Source organism: Cupriavidus yeoncheonensis, from assembly GCF_905397275.1.
Lineage (GTDB): Bacteria > Pseudomonadota > Gammaproteobacteria > Burkholderiales > Burkholderiaceae > Cupriavidus > Cupriavidus yeoncheonensis.
In genome coordinates this window covers 39,031-55,578 of record NZ_CAJPUY010000007.1, presented here as the reverse complement: position 1 = coordinate 55,578, position 16,548 = coordinate 39,031, and the positions used below count along the sequence as shown (strand labels likewise).

General features: G+C 60.7%; 13 protein-coding genes and 2 pseudogenes. 4 read left to right on the top strand and 11 right to left on the bottom strand.

The window, feature by feature from the left end:
• Positions 1-41 precede the first annotated feature (41 nt).
• Entirely contained in the window at positions 42-830 is a 789-nt protein-coding gene (locus KHO22_RS11095) for a metallophosphoesterase (protein WP_211947196.1), read from the top strand.
• A gap of 174 nt (positions 831-1,004) precedes the next feature.
• Here KHO22_RS11095 and KHO22_RS11090 read toward each other — a convergent pair whose 3' ends face one another.
• From KHO22_RS11090 to KHO22_RS11075, 4 genes are all read right to left on the bottom strand, one after another.
• Positions 1,005-1,451, bottom strand: a complete 447-nt coding sequence (locus KHO22_RS11090) for a TadE/TadG family type IV pilus assembly protein (protein ID WP_211947195.1) — start codon at positions 1,449-1,451, stop codon at positions 1,005-1,007.
• Positions 1,444-1,932 (bottom strand): TadE/TadG family type IV pilus assembly protein, encoded by a 489-nt coding sequence (locus KHO22_RS11085; protein ID WP_211947194.1) that lies wholly within the window; start codon positions 1,930-1,932, stop codon positions 1,444-1,446. Before KHO22_RS11085 ends, KHO22_RS11090 begins: the two co-directional genes overlap by 8 nt.
• A 9-nt stretch (positions 1,933-1,941) precedes the next feature.
• Entirely contained in the window at positions 1,942-3,183 is a 1,242-nt protein-coding gene (locus tag KHO22_RS11080) for a pilus assembly protein TadG-related protein (protein WP_211947193.1), read from the bottom strand.
• Between the two features lie 791 nt (positions 3,184-3,974).
• A complete protein-coding gene (locus tag KHO22_RS11075) occupies positions 3,975-5,186 on the bottom strand; it encodes a glycosyltransferase family 87 protein (RefSeq protein WP_211947192.1) in 1,212 nt (403 codons plus the stop codon).
• Positions 5,187-5,476: 290 nt separating this feature from the next.
• On the opposite strand from KHO22_RS11075, the gene KHO22_RS11070 reads away from it, so the two are divergent.
• A complete protein-coding gene (locus tag KHO22_RS11070; protein WP_211947191.1) occupies positions 5,477-6,745 on the top strand; it encodes a glycosyltransferase family 87 protein in 1,269 nt (422 codons plus the stop codon).
• On the opposite strand, the gene KHO22_RS11065 is transcribed toward KHO22_RS11070, so the two are convergent.
• From KHO22_RS11065 to KHO22_RS11050, 4 genes are read right to left on the bottom strand one after another with little or no spacing between them, the layout of a single operon-like run.
• A complete protein-coding gene (locus KHO22_RS11065; RefSeq protein WP_211947190.1) occupies positions 6,699-8,210 on the bottom strand; it encodes a hypothetical protein in 1,512 nt (503 codons plus the stop codon). The genes KHO22_RS11070 and KHO22_RS11065 overlap by 47 nt on opposite strands.
• A gap of 1 nt (position 8,211) precedes the next feature.
• Positions 8,212-8,949, bottom strand: a complete 738-nt coding sequence (locus tag KHO22_RS11060) for an SDR family oxidoreductase (protein ID WP_211947189.1) — start codon at positions 8,947-8,949, stop codon at positions 8,212-8,214.
• The gene (locus KHO22_RS11055) at positions 8,946-10,256 is read right to left on the bottom strand and encodes an FAD-binding oxidoreductase (RefSeq protein WP_230426838.1); all 1,311 of its coding nucleotides are present in this window, start codon (positions 10,254-10,256) and stop codon (positions 8,946-8,948) included. The genes KHO22_RS11060 and KHO22_RS11055 overlap by 4 nt, the downstream gene beginning before the upstream one ends.
• A 16-nt stretch (positions 10,257-10,272) precedes the next feature.
• Complete coding sequence (locus KHO22_RS11050; protein ID WP_211947187.1) at positions 10,273-11,697, bottom strand: UbiA family prenyltransferase; 1,425 nt, start codon at positions 11,695-11,697, stop codon at positions 10,273-10,275.
• Between the two features lie 391 nt (positions 11,698-12,088).
• Here KHO22_RS11050 and KHO22_RS11045 point away from each other — a divergent pair, with 391 nt between their 5' ends.
• Complete coding sequence (locus KHO22_RS11045; RefSeq protein ID WP_211947186.1) at positions 12,089-12,484, top strand: GtrA family protein; 396 nt, start codon at positions 12,089-12,091, stop codon at positions 12,482-12,484.
• Positions 12,485-12,865: 381 nt separating this feature from the next.
• Here KHO22_RS11045 and groL read toward each other — a convergent pair whose 3' ends face one another.
• From groL to KHO22_RS11030, 3 genes and pseudogenes are all read right to left on the bottom strand, one after another.
• Positions 12,866-14,509, bottom strand: a complete 1,644-nt coding sequence (gene groL / locus KHO22_RS11040) for a chaperonin GroEL (protein ID WP_211947185.1) — start codon at positions 14,507-14,509, stop codon at positions 12,866-12,868.
• Between the two features lie 46 nt (positions 14,510-14,555).
• Positions 14,556-14,846: a co-chaperone GroES gene (groES, locus tag KHO22_RS11035; protein ID WP_018312524.1), complete on the bottom strand. Its 291-nt coding sequence runs from the start codon at positions 14,844-14,846 to the stop codon at positions 14,556-14,558.
• 328 nt (positions 14,847-15,174) lie between these two features.
• Positions 15,175-15,675 (bottom strand): annotated as a pseudogene (locus KHO22_RS11030) (efflux RND transporter permease subunit); the annotation flags it as partial.
• Between KHO22_RS11030 and KHO22_RS11025 the strand changes: the two are divergent.
• Positions 15,671-16,541, top strand: a pseudogene (locus tag KHO22_RS11025) (IS630 family transposase); the annotation flags it as partial. The pseudogenes KHO22_RS11030 and KHO22_RS11025 sit on opposite strands and share 5 nt — an antisense overlap.
• Positions 16,542-16,548: the final 7 nt, after the last annotated feature.

Genomic DNA, 16,548 nt, shown 5'->3' with positions numbered 1-16,548 from the left:
TGCCACGGCGCGCAGTCCGAATGAATTCGCCCGGAGTCCCCATGAAACTACGTATCCTGAGCGACCTGCATATCGAGCATTTCATGCCGCAATACGTGCCGGCCTGTGAGGCCGATATCGTGATACTGGCCGGCGATATCGCCAATGGCCGCGATGGCATCGACTGGGCGGCGCGCACCTTCGACCAGCCGGTGATCTACGTGCCCGGCAACCATGAGTACTACGAAGGCAATATCGAAGCCGTCGACCAGCTGATGGCGGATGCGGCCGCCGCCTATCCCCGCATGCATTTGCTCAACGGCACGGTGGCGGAGTTCAGGGGAGCCAACGGAGGCGTACGCGTCCTGGGCGCGACCTGGTGGACCGACTACTGCCTGTTCGGCGCCGACCGGCGCGAGGCGTCGATGCAGGCCTGTTCCGCGGTGATGCTGGACCACCGGCTGATCGAGCTCAGTGGCGATGACGGGCACCTGCGGCACTTCGTGCCGGCAGACGCGCTTGCCCGCCATGAGGTGGCTTCTGCCTGGCTTGCGGAGCAGCTAGCCCGTCCGTTCGAGGGCAAGACCGTGGTAGTTACCCACCACGGCCCCGACCTTGGCAGCCTGGATCCGCGCTATTCGCACGATCTGGTATCAAGTGGCTTCCTGTCGCGACGGCCTGACCTGGTGGCGCAGGCGGACCTGTGGATCCACGGCCATACGCATACCAGCTTTGATTACCGCCTCGAGAATTCGCGCGTGATCTGCAATCCGCGCGGCTATATTAGCCGCCGTACGGGAGCGCCGGAAAACCCAACTTTTGATTGGTGCTATACCGCGGACATCTTTTGATTTTTTCAATATTCACGACAATGCCAAGTATCCATCGTTCCCGCGAAGGAAGGGCCCCATTGTCGTGAAGTTGTGAAGTCAACAGATAGCGGCAACGATGCCGTCAAGGCAGCATCCAGGACGCCACGCCATTTGGGGCGACGATGTCCGCGGAGCTGAATCCGCGTGCCGGCGTCAACCGCACACCGAGGCACTGTTCGGATCCTGCCCCATGATTTCGCGCGGCAGGTATGTGGAAAATCCCGGGACTGCCAGACTGGAGAATCCCATCCATGCAACCGGTGAAACCGGCGAAATGGTCAGACCCGTGACACTGACTGCGACGCCGCCGCAGCTCGAACTGTCACAAGTGGTACTCACCGCGCCGTTGGCATCGTACCAGTTGACCGAGACGTTGGATGTCGTGAGCGAGGGCATGATGGCCTGCATCTTTGATAGCACCGACCCCGATCCCTGGCTGCAGACGACCGCCTGTCTTGCGCCCCAACGGGTAGCCTCGGCTGAAGCGTTCCAGGTATAGAGAACCCGTCCGAACTCCAGGATACCGAGCAGTATCGAAAAGAACAGTACCGCCACGATGGCGAATTCCACCACCGTCGCTCCATCCTGGCGCTTATTCATAGGACTGCCTCATCGTGGTGGAAATTTTCCCGAACGTGATGGAAGTCAGTGTTGAGGTTCCACCGGCATAGAAGCGGGTGAACGCGAGCAGGTCCAGCACCGGGGTGAAGCCGTACCCGCTGACGGTCACGGTAACGGTATTGATCAGGGGGTTGCTACCCTGATTCTTGTTTGATGCCTTGCAGCTGTTCACCGAGGCGTCGCAGATGGCAACCATACCTGTCGTTAATCCTGGCACAAGGGGCGTGCTCCCCTGTGATGGCGTCCCGTACACGACTAGGTTCCTTGCCGTGGCCCATGCATTCGCATTACCTGCGGTCTGCGTGCTCAGATACCTTGTGGCATCGCGTGTCGCTTTCGCGAGGGTGTTATAGGTGTAAATGGCGCGACCAAACTCCGTGATCGCAAAGAAGACCGCCAGCAATAGCGGAAGGGTAAGTGCCAGCTCAACTGCCGCCACCCCTTGTTGTCGTTTTTTCATACCCTGCCCCTATTCAACAAGAACGGGCACGAGCGGGCCGGCGGTTCCTCCCGCCAGCCCGGTGCCCAGGCATGGCGAATTCGCTGCCCCTGCATTGCCTCGGTATTCGAGATAGGCATCCTTAGTATTCGTCGCCACCGGATGCAGCATCAGCATGCAGGCGTAGTCCGTAACGACCCCTCCTGCGCTAAGAACCGGGACATTCACCATCCGACGGCTGGATCCCAATGTGGCAAGATCCTGGCCCTGGCCAGCCTTGGCCAGCACATTGAATCCGCCTGTCAAATTCTGGTTTGTGATCGCTTCTCCAACGCTGACTTGGGTACCAGTGTCGGCATAGTTGGCATAGCTCGCTCTCTTGGTCAGGAAGTTGGCCGCCGTCGGACAAGCGGGGCTGCAGGTGGTGGGCTTTGCACCGTCGTAAGCGCTAGCCTGCGCCGGCCAATTGGTGGGCGTATAGGCATACCCACTGTAATCCGGCGTCATCACGGTCATGTCACCGTTGCTCTTGTAGATGCCGAAACGGCTGTTCCAGACATCCGTGACCGTTGCCTGATTACCGGGAGTAAACAACGTATCGCCCAGCGAGGCACCACAATAGCCATGCAGCATTTCGGCCGCCGTCTCATTTGCGTTGGTGGACTTGTCCAGGTTGAACCATCCCATCTCGCCCGATCCGGCGACCGAATTGTCGTAGCGCATCTTGACCCACTCGCCGACGGTGAAGCCATAGTCGGGCGGCGTCGTATTCTTCTGAATCAGGCCAAGTGGAATGGCACAGGACCTCTGCGCGTGTGTCCGCGTGGCAACCGCCACTGCCGCGACGCCATTGCTGGAAGGTCCGCCAACCATCTGGATGAAATATGCGGCGATGCCATTTACAGCGCGAGTGCACTTCGCATACTTGGCGCCAGTGGCACTGAACGTCGAACTGAACGACCCATTGAGCGCATCACTGAACGTGATGTCGCTGGCGGCGATTGCGACCGCTACCTTCTGGAACTGGACCTGGTTGGCATTGCCCGCCGTAAGTCCTGCATTGGCGGCCCGTACCGTGGAATCACTCACCCCGTCCAGTTCTTGCGCGGCCGCTAGCGCACAACTGTCCACCGCCGACTGCAGTTCCGTCCTTGCGACGAACAGCCCCCCCAGATCGATGACCAGACCGGCCATGCCGAGCAAGACGGCCAGGATCAGGCCGACGATCGGAAGAATGACCCCTTTTGCCTTCCTTTTGTTGTACCTGGACATATTGCATTGCCCTCGGATGACAGATGTGTGTACTGGCTGGGGCGGAACGCGTGAGTGGGTCCGCAGGACCATTACCATGGCCTGTCACCACGGCAGCTGCCGACGCGAACGCGTATCGGTGAAGACAATGCCGGAGACTTCCAACCCCTACCTTCGTACATGCATTCTTGGCCATCCCTGTGGCAATTGGTATCGGTCCTTTGGTGGAACAATTAGGTAGGCAAAGAACATCCAACGGAAACAGCAGACGGCGCGCGGGATCAGAAACGCGAATCGGTGAGGTCTCAAATCCGGCCCGCAACAGGCGGAAGTCCAGGGAACCGCCTCAATAGTGCAAGCGAATGCACTTGCGGGAAGCGTATGTCGTATGGGGACGCCAGTGTCGCTCACAGGTAAACCCGACGTGCGTTACAGAACTGATTCATACCTCTGGTGAGAGGCCAGACCGGGCGTTCGGCCCGCCCTATCGAAAATCATCGCACCTATTTTCTTGAGCCGTGCCAAGGGAACGCGGCATACAGCAATTGCCGCAAAGGAAAAGCCATGTTGCACGCTAAGCAGCTCTAGAGAATGAGTTTACGGGCACTGCTAACCCCGAGCGACTTTTGGCGCTGCCACTGCCCCGCAAAGCTCATGAACAAGATGCAATCCGTTTGACGCACACCACTCGATCAGTTCGACTATTGCATCCATCATTTACAAGTCGGCCACTGATCCGCGCGCCGGAGAAAAAAGCAACGTCCTTATTGTTGCACGGCGGACCCATTGTTGAACGCAAGAGTCCCGTACGCTCAGGTGGTTGAGCTGACTTCAATCGCCATGCCCTGTGCATGAGTCGCCTGCCGCGCCCGGTACAAAAGCACACCTAGCATAGCCAGGATGACCAGCGGCCCCGTCTGAAGCGACAGACCGCGGGCGACTGCGTCGCAAGCCAGTGGCGAAATCCAGGCGGCCACAAGCAGTTCGCGCTCGCCGCGACGCCAGCCGCGCTCCAGTCCGTGGACGCCCATCCATGCAATCGGCAGGGCCAGCCAGGTAAGGTCATAGTCGAACATATGTGGGCTGACCAATAAACTCGACAGCACCAGTACCGATGCTCGCAGGTACATGGGCTGCGGCTTTCGCCACACTACAACCACCGCGAGCATGCCGAACAGGGCCACCGAAAAGTGGATTCCATTTGCTAGCGATGTGCTTGCCCCCATTAGGCGAGCGGCACTGAAGATGGTGGGCATCTTTTCCAGGGGCAGCGCACCCTCCGTCGCCAGTTGGCGCGCTATGCCAATACTGTTCATGAAGGCGAAGGCGGTATCGGTGCCAAACGCCAGCAGGCTCGTGACTGCAAGGCAGAGTGCGGTGACCGCAGCGGCAAGCATCGCTTTCCATGCATGTGCGAAAAGCAACGCGATCGGGAACAGGATAGCCAGGTGTGGCTTGAGCGCCAGCAAGCCGATGCATACGCCCGCCACCACCGGACGTCGCTCCAGCAACATCAATCCACAACCGGCCAAGGTTGCCGTCAAAAATGAATTCTGACCGTTGTATGCCGCAACCACCGTGGGTGGAAACGCCAGTATCAGAAGGCCAATGCGATGCGGCTTGGCAAAACTCGCGAGCATTGCTGCGTAGCAGAACAGCGTGCCCAGCGTGAAAATCGCATAGGAAAGCAGGTACGGGAGAATGGCCAGCGGCAGGATTACGAGAAGGAATGTCGGCGGATAGAACCAGTAGAACCAAGCCCTTATCTGCACCAGAGCTGGGTCCACACCCTGCAGGACCGGAAACAGCTTGTTGATGTCGTAGGCATCGACGCCACGCCCCTCCAGTGCCAGATGCGAGGCGCTCCAGAATACGCGAAAGTCACTGGAAAAGGCCATGCCTTCATCGCCGGGCGCATAGCGGTGAAGATACAGCAAAATACAGACCCCTAGAATCTGCGCCAGTAGCATCGCCGCCGGGTAGAAAACCAAACGCTTCGAAGTCAACCAGTGTCCCGCCTTCATTCCAGTCCCCTCTTCTGACTCGGCCCACCGACAACAGGATGCAACGGTATTTCGGCGCCCGCCCGGAAGCAATACAACCGCGCTGCCTGCGGGTAGAGCAATGACTATTGCGCCGACATTGCATAGTGATCCTATACTTCAATCTGCACAAAAAAATAGAAGCAAATCGCCCATTCCGTGGGCGATTACGCCTTGTGCTCCGGCGTAGAACTGCGCGCTTGCACTCCACTTATCTGCAATGCCTGATCACGGCACAGACCGGAATGTCAGGACAACAGGGGGAACATCGCATGAGTCGTCCCGAACATTGGCTGAATCGCGAACGCCTGATCGCGTATTCTCGCATCATGCTGACCTTAGTCCTCCTGGGGGTCGTGGCGTGGTGCTTCCTGGCGAAAGGACTTCTGACCGCGCAAGGCAAGCCGTTGGGGTACGACTTCATCACGTTCTGGGCAGCCTCCCGCATGGGCCTGGATGGGCATCCCCAGGACGCATACAACGTAGCGCTGATATTCCAGGCCGAAACGGCGGCAGTACCGGGAATCGAGGTCGTTTTTGCCTGGTTTTATCCGCCGACATTCTATCTGTTGATCCTACCCCTCGCTTTGCTGCCATACCTTGTGGCCTATTTCGCCTTCTTGCTGCCAACGCTCGCCGCCTACGTGGTCGTGTTCCGGCGCATCGCGCAGGGCCGCGAGGCGATGTGGTGCCTTGCCGCATTCTCCGGCGCATGGATGAATGTCGTCCACGGGCAAAATGCCTTCCTGACTGCCGCACTCGCAGCCGCGGCTCTACTTTGCCTGGAACGCCGGCCTATCGTGTCCGGGATCCTCATTGGATTGCTTGCTATCAAGCCGCATCTGGCGGTGCTGTTCCCAGTGGCCCTCGCGGCATCCGGTGCCTGGGCCACTTTCTTCGTGGCCGGCGCGACCGCCCTGCTCCTGATAACAGCCGGCACCGCCGTCCTTGGTACCGCCACCCTCTCGGCATTCCTTGGCAGCCTGCCGTTCGTGCAGAATGCCCTCGAGACCGGTGCGCTGCCTTGGATCAAGATGCCAACCATCTTTGCCATGCTTAGGCTGGTGAATGCTCCAGTGCCAGCCGCCTGGCTTGCACAGGGCATCGTCGCATGCGCAGCCGCCCTCGCCGTCTGGATCGTGTGGCGCCGTTCCCGCGAACTGGCGTTGCGCGCATCTGCCCTGATGACAGCCACATTCCTGGTCAGCCCGTACGCCTACGACTACGACCTCGCCGGCCTCGCCTTCCCCATTGCCTGGCTTGCCGTCGACGGCATTCGACGTGGCTGGCTCCGCGGCGAACGGGAAGTCCTGCTGGCAGCGTGGCTCCTGCCGCTGCCGATGGCGCCGCTGGCCGCCGCAACGTCGATACAGACGGGGCCGATCGCCCTGGTTGGCCTGCTTCTTCTGATACTCCGGCGAGCGGCCCTTGTGCGAGAAGGCCGCAATGCGACAACAGAACCCGGAACCGAAGGCTCAAGCGCTTGCATGCCTCTCAGAATATGCGCGTCATCGAACCCGCCAGAGGCGAACTGGCGCTGAATTGAAGCAGCACCTCGCGCAAACGGGACGCTGCAGCCTCATTGGTGGCGTATAGGGAAACAACATCGGAAGCAGGCGTGATTCGCCGCCCCGGCAAGACAAGTTCGCCTACCCGGATCCACCTGGGTGGATGCGGCGTAATCCAGCTGTCATAGACGAAGGCCACATCCACATTCTTGCTGCTCATGAACTCGTCCAGCCATTGAAAACTGGGATCCCCCTTCCTCAGCGAAAGCGCCTCGATCGATCCCAGTCCCCACAAATCGAGTACATAGGCTTGCGCGCGGAGAGAAACAACGCCAAGGTCATTGACGGCAACCGGTGCGGCCAGGCGCCGTGCGATCTCGCCCATTTGCACCTGCTGGCGGTAAATATTGGAAGATCCCGTTGGCGTCCACATCGTCGCTATCAGAAGGGGCAGAAAGCACACCAGCGACCAGACCATCGGTCGCAGCACCCACCGCGCATCCTGGGCGCGAGAAGTGCCGTGCAAGGCCCGCATCCACCAGTACACGGCTTGCAGCAGCACGAACATCACGAAGAATACTTCGTAGCGCCCGAACCCACCACACTTTCCGAATGCGTAAAAGAACACCGCGCTAGCAAACAAAACAAAGTACTGGTGCCAGCGGCGCTGGTGAAAAAAATAGGCGGCTAGCCCCACCACCAGCAGGAATAGAGCAGGCTCGCTCACGGCATTGTCAACTACGTTTTGCACAATCGTCGCCAAACCCTTCAGGTCAGTTTTGGCGAGCACTGAAGACGGCAGTAGCGGCAACCCATGCATCAGCAGGAATACTGAAAAGCCTCCGCATGTGCCGATCATCGCGGCACATGCGCCAAGTGAAGCTCTCCGGTATCCGGCATGCCACGCATAGGCACACAGCGGCAGGCTGATCGCAAATCCTTCATACCGGACGAGAGGCAGAAGCACCAGCGCGACCCAAAAGACGTTGTCCAGGTTTGTGCGGCAGTAGCGCGTGGTGATGATGATAACCAGCAATACCTGCAGCGAATGCTCCAGGCCCGTGAACGCAAGGCCATACAGATTTGTGCCAATGGCCATGCACAAGGCACCGAATGCTGCCGCGGTCGGACGATTGAATTGCTGCCTGATAAAAGCATAGAGCACAGTCAATGCCGCAGCAGTGAACAGCAAATTCAGGACCAGCGGAACATACTGATATCCCGGCAACGGCGCGAACGGGGCAAGCAGGAACGGCCAGAGAATGCTAGAGGACGGTGACGACCATTCGCCGGCATTGATACCGTAGTGGCCACCATGGATATTTCGTGCAAGCGTGAGATGAATGTAGGGATCATCCAGCGTATAGGCAAACCCTTCTCCCGCAGCCAGATTTGCAACTTGCAGAACCGCTAGTGGCGTCAGCAAAAGGAGCAGATGCAGAGGTGGGGGAAGCTGCGCCAGCGCACCACGTGCCTTGTTCGCGAACAGGACGCGCATTTCAGAACGCCAACCGTTTAAACACCAGATCCGGCAGCCACCGGATCACAAGCATAATGCCCCGCCAGAACCCCGGCACATAGGCTTCCGCCACTCCCGCATCCATGGCGCGCACGATTGCCTTGCCAGCCGTATCCGGCTGGATCCACAGCGCCCCCTTGCGAAGCCGCTTGGTCATCGGCGTATCGACCAGCCCCGGCTTGATCGTCACCACCGCCACCCCGCATTTGGCCATGCGCTGCCGCAATCCCGACATGAAGGCCGTCACCAGGGCCTTGGCGCTGCCGTACACATAATTGCTCTGCCGGCCCCTCTCACCGGCCACCGAAGATACGACCGCGATGGTGCCTACGCACCGGCGCTCCATCCGGTTGGCAATGAGCGTCAGCAGGGCCACGACGGACAGTGCATTGGTCTGGATCTCCGCCAGTGTCAGCGATACCGAGAGCTCGCACGCACGCTGATCGGACAGTGTGCCATGGCAGATCAGGACCGCATCCACGCCTCCCATGGCGCTCTCGGCCTCATCCAGCATGGCTTCGTGCGCCGCGGTATCGTTGACGTCCATGACGCAGGAATGAACGCCAGCACCACCACGCACCCCCAGGTCTTCGGCGATTGCTTGCAGACGACCCGCATTGCGGCCGACCAGGAAGAGTTTATCCCCGCGCTCGGCAAAGCGGCGCGAGGCCGCCTCAGCCATGGCCGAGGTTGCGCCGATTATCAGGATATTTTTCATTCGTCCTCCATGACCCGCCTCCAGAAGCTGGACGAGAAGGCGGGATCGATATACGAGCTGAAGCGATGCCACTGGGGGTAGCCTGCACGGAATACATTCCCGGGCATGCGTGCATCCTTTGCCGGATAAAGACGGCCGCGCACAGCCATCACCACTGCATCGAGGCTGGCGAAAAGGCGATGCAGGGCCTCGCCGCGATTCGGGAAATCCAATGCGAGCGTGGTGCCGGGCTGAGGGAATGAAAGGAGCCCTGGTGAAGGTCGATCGCCGAACTGCTTCAGCACCGCAAGAAAGGAGGCCATGCCGCTGCCCGCAATCAGCCTGAGCAGTTCGGCAACGGCCTCGCGCCCTTGGCCGTCGCTCGGTACCACGCACTGGTACTGATAGAACCCCCGCGGCCCGTATATGCGGTTCCAGTGCCGCACATGGTCGAGCGGATAGAAGTACGACTCGCAATGCCCGCTCGCACTTACGGCCTCGTTCCCGGCGCGGTGGAAATACAGGCTGTTGAACGCCCTCACCGACCAGGTGTTCACTAGCGAAAACGGCGGCGTGAAGCCGACCGCCGCCGGACGCTTCGCTCGCGCAGCGCCCTCGCGACGGAACCCCGCGGGTGCGTGATCGGCCCGCGTGAAGATTCCTCTCCCCATCCGACGACCTGGCCCGGAGCAATCCAGCCACGCCACCTTGTATTCGTAACTGGTTCCGGATTCGCTCAGTTCGAAAAATTCATCAATATGCGAAAACCGCTCCGCTTCCGAAACGATCCACGGGTTCTCGATGCGGCGCAGCTGGATCTCGGCCCAGAGGATCAGGCCAGTCAGTCCGAGCCCGCCGATCGTCGCAGAGAACCAGTCGGGGTTCTCGTCCGGAGAGCACAGCCATTCCGCACCGTCCGAACGGCGCAGCATGAATCGCAGCACATGGCATCCGAACGTGCCTTGCCCATGGTGGTTCTTGCCATGCACATCATTGGCAATGGCACCGCCGATCGTCACGAAACGTGTGCCAGGCGTCACTGGCAGGAACCAGCCGCGAGGCACCATCAGGCGGGAAATCTCAGCCAACTGCACGCCGCTTTCGCAGCACAGAATGCCGCTGCCTGGATCGAAGGCAATAAAGCGGTCGAGCCCGTGGGTAGAAAGCAGCGCGCCGCCGGTGTTCAGGCAGCTGTCACCGTAGCTGCGGCCATTTCCAAACGGCAGGTAGCTGCCGGCAAAGTCCGGCAGGGGTGGCAGCTCCTCAGTGCGGCATGGCAGCGCCAGCAACGCGCAATCAGATCGGACAGACCTGCCCCAGGAATACATCGGTTGCCGCTCCATGTCATGTGGCAAGGTACACGGTCACTGCCCCGCACAGGACGATGGCAAGGCTCGCCCTGTCCTTCAGTGCGAACACGACCGGATCGTCGTGCATCATGCCCCGGTGGGCCAGCACCCATACCCGGCTGATCCAATACAGCAACAGCATGCAGAGCCCCCAGATGAACTGGGGCCGGCGATAGAGCATCTCGACAGCCGGACTGTTGATGTAGAGTGCCAACACCACGACGCTCAGGTAGCCCGCGGCCGTCCCGAGATTCTCTACGATCGCAAGGTCTTCCAGACGATAGCCCCGCCCTGCCGACTCCAGCCGGCCTTCGCGCTGCATGACCTTCAGTTCGGCATAACGCTTCACGAGCGCCAGGCTGAAGAAGAGCGCCAGCGAGAACATCAGCAGCCAGAATGACAGAACCACGCCTACCGCCATGGCGCCCGCCACGATGCGAATCGTGTAAAGCGCGGCCAGGACCACGACGTCGGCCACCACCAGCCGCTTCAGGACCGTGGAATATGCCAGCGTCAGGGCATAGTATCCGCACAATACACTCTTGAATTCCCATGGAAGCGTCCACGCGGCGGCCACTGCGCCGGCCAGCAACAGCGGCGCAAGGAAGAATCCGGCTAACAGCGAAAGCTGTCCTGAGGCAAAGGGTCGACGGGATTTGCTGGGATGCAGGCGGTCCGATTCCACATCCAGCATGTCATTGAGCACATAGACTGACGACGCACACAGGCTGAATGCCACGAACGCCTGCAGCGCCGAGCCCAGCGCACCGGGCTCGCCGAGCTTGTGCGCCGCCGCCAGCGGCACCAGCAGCAGCAGGTTCTTTACCCATTGATGCGGACGCAGCGTCTTTGCGACGGCGCGTACGATATGGCCATCAGGCGCAAAAGTTTTGTAGATATCCGTGACGGCGCGGGCCCGGGCTTCCACGCCCTTGCTCGCATTCACGACCACTCCGCCGCGACTGACAGACCACACGGCCAGATCCACACGATCGTTACCGCAATAGTCAAACCCTTTGGCGCCGAATTTTTGCGCCAGCGAATACGCCTTCTGCCGTCCACGGAGATTGTGGGTATCGCTGCTGGCAAGGACCCCATCGAACAGTTTGAGATGGTTCGCCACGGCCTCCGCCAGGCGGTGGTTGGCGGCCGTGCAAAGCCAGAGCGGGCGTCCACGCTGCTTCTGCTCCCTGAGCCAGGCGACCAGTTCGCGGTGGAACGGCAACGAGGCATGATTCAGCTGTGCGCGGCGAGCGATCTGCGCTTTGAGATAGGCCTTGCCCCGGCAAAGCCAGCAGGGTATCAGCAACAGATAAAGCGGGTTCTGCCTGAGCAGGGCGATGCACGACTCAAGTAGCAGGTCCCCTGGGATCAGCGTCCCATCCAGGTCCACGCAAAGCGGAATCTTCGGCTTGCCCATGACTTCTCCCCGGCAGACAACAAGGGCCGGGCAACCTGGCAAGACGTGATCAGAGTGCGGCCGTGCTTCCCGGCGAAGGCGCTTCCGGCGTATTGCCCGGAATCTTCGTCATGTCGGGGAAATCCTGGCGCGTGCCCTGCCCGCCAACCGTGATGCCAACCCGCATTCGTCCGTCAAACCGTTGTTTTTTGCTTTAATTTGTAGCGCCTGTCGTGACCTGCCTTATGTCACTTCGCGAAATGATGCTTGCTTCTGACCGGCACTTGAGCTTGATTCTAGGCAGTAACAAGGCGCACACAATCCGCCAAATGCACTAGTGAAGCGCCCGCATTGACGGTCAGGACAGGGGTGGTTCAGACTTCGGCATCAACTTTACGGGTGATGACAGGTTATGGGGTTGGCTATTACCTATGCGATGCTCGCGCTGATCGCTACGGCGGCAAACATTGGCGTCCAGGACATCCTGATCCGACATTACACGGGACCTTTCCAGGTATTGCTTTCCGTGGTCGCGGGGACGGGAGTGGGACTGCTCCTGAAATATGTACTCGACAAGCGCTTCATCTTCCGGTTCAGCCCGCGCAACGCGAGCCACGACGGGCAGACCTTCATCATATATACCGCGACCGGACTGGCGACCACCCTGATGTTCTGGGCCTTCGAGTTCGGTTTCGACTATCTGTTCGACACGCGCGAGATGCGCTACCTCGGCGCAGTGATCGGCCTGGCCATTGGGTACACGGTGAAGTACAAGCTGGACCGTCAGTACACGTTCCGCCCGGCCTGATCCGCTGGCCTCGGCCCTGCCCGAGCCCTGGTTGCCTGGTGCCGGCCACCCTGCCTCTCCCCCCTTGAGCCGCGTCAGCGGCACCGCCGTATCCCGAGCCGCGGCTCGAAGAAATGACGCGTGGTCTTGTACGGAAACAGCACGCCGGCCACGATGGTGCGGAAGATGGCGCGCGATCTCGAACGGCTCGCCGGTATTCCAGTCGCGCCCCCGCAACCGCGGGTCGCCATAGCACACGCTGGGCCTGTTCGATCAGGGAAAATCGACCGTCTTGTCGCGCCGCGTGCGCGGCCACGGTCGGACGCAAAAACCCCCGCAAGCTTTCGCTTGCGGGGGTTTTTTTAGACAGCCCGCCGCGAACGGCAGTCGGTCGGCGATGAATTACATCATGCCTTCCATGCCGCCCATGCCGCCCATGCCGCCCGGCATTGCCGGAGCCGACTCTTCCTTCGGCGATTCGGCAACTGCGCAGTCGGTGGTGAGCATCAGCGAAGCCACCGAAGCGGCGTTCTGCAGTGCGGTGCGGGTGACCTTGGTCGGGTCCAGCACGCCCATTTCAACCAGGTCGCCGTACTCGCCCGAAGCAGCGTTGTAGCCGTAGTTGCCCTTGCCTTCGATGACCTTGGCAACGACGACCGAAGCTTCTTCACCGGCGTTCAGCACGATCTGGCGCAGCGGCTCTTCCATGGCGCGCAGCACGATCTTGATACCGGCGTTCTGGTCGGCGTTTTCGCCGGTCAGTGCCGAGATCGCAGCGCGGGCACGCAGCAGGGCCACACCGCCGCCGGGGACGATGCCTTCTTCCACCGCAGCGCGGGTGGCGTGCAGGGCGTCTTCCACGCGGGCCTTCTTTTCCTTCATTTCGACTTCGGTGGCAGCGCCAACCTTGATCACGGCAACACCGCCGGCCAGCTTGGCCACGCGCTCTTGCAGCTTTTCACGGTCGTAGTCCGAGGTCGCTTCTTCGATCTGGGCGCGGATTTGCTTCACGCGGCCTTCGATCGCAGCGCCGTCGCCGGCGCCGTCGATAATGATGGTGTTTTCCTTGCCGATCTCGATGCGCTTGGCTTGGCCCAGGTCGTTCAGGGTCGCCTTTTCCAGCGTCAGGCCGATTTCTTCAGCGATGACGGTGCCGCCGGTCAGGATGGCGATGTCTTCCAGCATAGCCTTGCGGCGGTCGCCGAAGCCCGGGGCCTTGACGGCGGCGGTCTTCAGGATGCCACGGATGTTGTTCACCACCAGGGTCGCCAGGGCTTCGCCTTCGACGTCTTCAGCGATGATCAGCAGCGGGCGGCCAGCCTTGGCCACTTGCTCCAGCACCGGCAGCAGGTCGCGGATGTTCGAAACCTTCTTGTCGAACAGCAGCACGAACGGGCTGTCCAGCTGGACAACTTGCTTTTCCGGGTTGTTAATGAAGTACGGCGACAGGTAGCCGCGGTCGAACTGCATGCCTTCCACGACTTCCAACTCGTCGGCCAGCGACTTGCCGTCTTCGACGGTGATTACGCCTTCCTTGCCGACCTTGTCCATGGCTTCGGCAATGCGCTCACCGATCGAGGTGTCGCTGTTGGCCGAGATCGCGCCAACCTGGGCGATTTCCTTACTGGTCGTGGTCGGCTTGCTGACCTTCTTCAGCTCTTCCACGGCGGCGGCGACAGCCTTGTCGATACCGCGCTTCAGGTCCATCGGGTTCATGCCGGCGGCGACGAACTTCATGCCTTCGCGCACGATCGACTGGGCCAGAACGGTAGCGGTGGTGGTACCGTCACCGGCGTTGTCGCTGGTCTTGGAAGCCACTTCCTTGACCATCTGGGCGCCCATGTTCTGCAGCTTGTCCTTCAGCTCGATTTCCTTGGCCACGGAAACGCCGTCCTTGGTCACGGTCGGGCCGCCGAAGCTGCGCTCCAGCACCACGTTGCGGCCCTTCGGACCCAGGGTAACCTTGACCGCGTTGGCGAGGATGTTCACGCCTTCGACCATCTTGGCGCGGGCGGCGTCGCCAAATACTACGTCTTTTGCTGCCATGTTCTGATTCTCCTAATTCGGTACGGTGGTAGTCGTCAACAAGTGATTACTTGTTCACCACGGCCATGATGTCTTCTTCGCGCATGACCAGCAGTTCCTGGCCTTCCACCTTCACGGCTTGGCCGGCGTACTTGCCGAACAGCACGCGGTCACCCACCTTGACGTCGAGGACAATGTTGTTGCCCTTGTCATCCTTCTTGCCCGGGCCGACGGCCAGCACTTCGCCTTGATCCGGCTTCTCGGCGGCATTGTCGGGAATCACGATACCGGACGCGGTCTTGGTTTCATTGTCCAGACGCTTCACGATCACACGGTCGTGCAAAGGACGCAGGTTCATACGGACTCCTAAATACAAAAGTGAGTTTTGATTCACATGCGAGCCGCGATCAGGTTCGGCGGCCGCGGAATTTCGGGTACCGCAGGGAGCTGTTAGCACTCACCCCCAGCGAGTGCTAATTATAGGGACGGGGTATGGCCATTTCAAGACAGGGACTTGATACGGGTTTTCCCTTGGTCGGCCTCGGGGGGGCCTTGGCGGGCGTTGCGGCCGGCCTGCACGGCCTCTGTAGCGCGCCGATAAGTGGCGATTAATATACACAACGCCAGTGCGGCTGGACAGGGATAACGCGAACCGGCCGGCCTTCGCGCCTCCATTCCATGTGCAGTCAGCGTTCCTTCCTGCCGATGAACACCATGCGCAGCGCCGGCACGATGACCAGCAGCATCAACGGCCCGATCAGCATCCCGCCCACCACCACAGTCGCCAACGGCCGTTGCACCTGGCTGCCGATCCCGGTCGAAATCGCCGCCGGGAACAGCCCGATGCAAGCCGACAGCGCCGTCATCAGCATGGGCCGCATGCGCTGCTGCGCGGCCTGGGACATCGCGGCTTCGGATTTCTCGCCCTGCTGGCGCAACTGGTTGTAGTACGTGATCATCAGGATGCCGTCCATCACCGAGACCCCGAACAGCGACACGAAGCCGATGGCCGCGGAGATGCTGAAATCGAGTCCGGTCGCGAACAGCGCGAACACCCCGCCCGCAATGGCGAACGGAATGCCCGCCAGCGCCATCACACTGTCGCGCAGCGAATTGAACAGGCCGTACAGCAGCACCATGATGATCAGGATGCTGACCGGCACAGCCAGCTCCAGCCGCTTCTTGGCAGGTGCGAAGGCCTTGCGCGATGCGCCCAGCGGGCGCAAGAGCGGCGAGGGCCGACTGCTGGATGCGACGCAGGAGGCGACGGTGCGCAAACTCATCACGGACAAGACGCCCGACCAGTTGAAGATGCCCTACGCGCTGTGGACGCGCGCGGCGGTGTCGCAACTCATCGAGCAGCGCTTTGGTGTGCGGCTGCCAGTGCGCACGATGGGGCTGTATTTGTCGCGCTGGGGCTTCACGGCGCAAAAGCCGATGAAGAAGGCCTACGAACAATCGCCTGCGGCGGTCAAGAAGTGGCTGGACGAGGACTACCCGGTCATCGCAGCGCGGGCCAAGGCCGAGGGTGCCGAGATTCACTGGGGCGATGAGAGCGGTCTTCGCAGCGACGACGTGCGCGGACGCGGCTTCGCGCCCAAGGGGCAAACGCCGGTGATCCGAGTCAACAACAAACGCCATGGCTTGTCGGTCATCTCCACCGTGACCAACAAAGGACAGATGCGCTGGCGCATCTTCGACGGGGCGCTCAACGCGCGCATCCTGATCGACTTTCTGCGCCGGTTGATCACAGGTGCGAGCAAAAAACTGTTCCTGATCTTGGACAACCTGCGGGTGCACCACGCCAAACCGGTGAAGGCCTGGCTGGCCGATCATGTCGATGCGATCGAGGTGTTCTACCTGCCCAGCTATAGCCCCGAGCTCAACCCCGACGGCCAACGCAGACATCAAGCAGGCTGTGACGACGCTGGCCCCGGCACGCACGAAGCTGCAGTTGGTCAAAGCCACCGCGCGCCACTTGCGCAGCGTGCAACGTCAGCCTGAGCGGATTCGAAAGTACTTCGAGCATGGGCCTGTTCGCTATGCGGCTTGATTCAAGT

Bases quoted from the DNA above. Each gene is read 5' to 3' on its own strand.
- KHO22_RS11095 (WP_211947196.1), top strand. From the start codon at position 42: ATGAAACTACGTATCCTGAGCGACCTGCATATCGAGCATTTCATGCCG.
- KHO22_RS11090 (WP_211947195.1), bottom strand. From the start codon at position 1,451: ATGAATAAGCGCCAGGATGGAGCGACGGTGGTGGAATTCGCCATCGTG.
- KHO22_RS11085 (WP_211947194.1), bottom strand. From the start codon at position 1,932: ATGAAAAAACGACAACAAGGGGTGGCGGCAGTTGAGCTGGCACTTACC.
- KHO22_RS11080 (WP_211947193.1), bottom strand. From the start codon at position 3,183: ATGTCCAGGTACAACAAAAGGAAGGCAAAAGGGGTCATTCTTCCGATC.
- KHO22_RS11075 (WP_211947192.1), bottom strand. From the start codon at position 5,186: ATGAAGGCGGGACACTGGTTGACTTCGAAGCGTTTGGTTTTCTACCCG.
- KHO22_RS11070 (WP_211947191.1), top strand. From the start codon at position 5,477: ATGAGTCGTCCCGAACATTGGCTGAATCGCGAACGCCTGATCGCGTAT.
- KHO22_RS11065 (WP_211947190.1), bottom strand. From the start codon at position 8,210: ATGCGCGTCCTGTTCGCGAACAAGGCACGTGGTGCGCTGGCGCAGCTT.
- KHO22_RS11060 (WP_211947189.1), bottom strand. From the start codon at position 8,949: ATGAAAAATATCCTGATAATCGGCGCAACCTCGGCCATGGCTGAGGCG.
- KHO22_RS11055 (WP_230426838.1), bottom strand. From the start codon at position 10,256: ATGTATTCCTGGGGCAGGTCTGTCCGATCTGATTGCGCGTTGCTGGCG.
- KHO22_RS11050 (WP_211947187.1), bottom strand. From the start codon at position 11,697: ATGGGCAAGCCGAAGATTCCGCTTTGCGTGGACCTGGATGGGACGCTG.
- KHO22_RS11045 (WP_211947186.1), top strand. From the start codon at position 12,089: ATGGGGTTGGCTATTACCTATGCGATGCTCGCGCTGATCGCTACGGCG.
- groL (WP_211947185.1), bottom strand. From the start codon at position 14,509: ATGGCAGCAAAAGACGTAGTATTTGGCGACGCCGCCCGCGCCAAGATG.
- groES (WP_018312524.1), bottom strand. From the start codon at position 14,846: ATGAACCTGCGTCCTTTGCACGACCGTGTGATCGTGAAGCGTCTGGAC.